Annotated in this window: 2 protein-coding genes; both read left to right on the top strand. The window is 68.5% G+C overall.

Annotation, left to right across the window (positions count from 1 at the left end):
• Nucleotides 1-177: 177 nt before the first annotated feature.
• Entirely contained in the window at nucleotides 178-675 is a 498-nt protein-coding gene (locus AC2VOP_RS08320; RefSeq protein WP_486960525.1) for a polyadenylate-specific 3'-exoribonuclease AS, read from the top strand.
• 34 nt (nucleotides 676-709) lie between these two features.
• On the top strand, nucleotides 710-1,475 hold a 766-nt coding region (locus tag AC2VOP_RS08325), incomplete at its 3' end, for a 3-deoxy-7-phosphoheptulonate synthase (RefSeq protein ID WP_486960526.1).

Genomic DNA, 1,475 nt, shown 5'->3' on the forward strand with positions numbered 1-1,475 from the left:
GGGAACGCCGGCTGCGTCGCCCGGTGGTCCAGCTCAAACTCTGGCTGCAGGACATGGTTGCCGGCCGGCCCGGGGTTCGCAACGACCGTGCGGTGGAGGCCGAACTGGACCGTGCGGTGCATCAGGCGCCGCCGCCCAGCGGGCCCATCATGATCGCGAGCGGTTGATCGCGCGGCGATGAGATATTTCTACGACACCGAGTTCATCGAGGACGGCCGCACCATCGACCTGATCTCGATCGGTGTCGTCGCCGAAGATGGTCGCGAATACTACAGTGTGTCAACCGAATTCGATCCCGACCGCGCGGGACGCTGGGTGCGCGAGCATGTGCTGCCCAAGCTGCCGCCGCCAGCGTCGCCGGTGTGGCGTTCGCGTCGCCGGATCCGCTCGGACCTGGAGGCGTTTTTGCGAGTCGACGGCGACGAGCCGATCGAGTTGTGGGCCTGGGTGGCGGCCTACGACCATGTGGCACTGTGCCAGCTGTGGGGGCCGATGCCTGACCTGCCGGCGGCGATGCCGCGCTTCACCCGGGAGCTGCGGCAGCTGTGGGAGGACCGGGGCAGGCCCCGCCTGCCGCCGCGGTCGCAGAACAGCCACGATGCGCTGGTGGATGCCCGGGACCAGTTACGGCGCTTCCGCATCATCACCGGTGCGTTGGGCGAGCATTCGCCCTGATCAGCTCCGCTCTCCGCGCGGTTACCATGGACGGGTGAACTGGACCGTGGACATTCCGATCGAGCAGCTGCCGGAGCTGCCGCCGCTGCCCGCGGAGCTACGGGCACGGCTGGACGCAGCGTTGGCCAAGCCCGCGGCCCAGCAGCCGAGTTGGTCGGCTGAGCAAGTCAAGCCGGTGCGGACACTCCTTGAGGCGGTGCCGCCGGTCACCGTGCCGTCGGAGATTGCACGCCTCAAGGGGCTGCTCTCTCAGGTTGCCTGCGGCGAAGCGTTCCTGCTGCAGGGCGGCGACTGCGCCGAGACCTTTACCAACAACACCGAACCGCACATCAGGGGCAATATCCGCACCCTGCTGCAGATGGCGGTGGTGCTCACCTACGGGGCCAGCATGCCCGTGGTCAAGGTCGCCCGGATCGCCGGCCAGTATGCCAAACCGCGGTCGGCCGACGTCGACGCGCTGGGGCTGAAGTCCTATCGCGGCGACATGGTCAACGGATTGGCCCCCGATCCCGCCGCGCGCGAGCACGACCCGTCCCGGCTGGTGCGGGCCTATGCCAACGCCAGCGCGGCGATGAATCTGGTGCGCGCCCTGACATCGTCAGGGTTGGCGTCGCTGCACCTTGTGCACGACTGGAACCGGGAGTTCGTGCGCACATCGCCCGCTGGGGCGCGCTATGAGGCGCTGGCCGGCGAGATCGACCGAGGACTGCGGTTCATGAGTGCCTGCGGGGTGGCCGACCGGGGGCTGGAGACCGCCGAAATCTATGCCAGCCATGAGGCTCTGGTGCTCGACTACGAGC

The sequence above is a fragment of the Mycobacterium sp. TH-M106 genome (genome assembly GCF_057473765.1).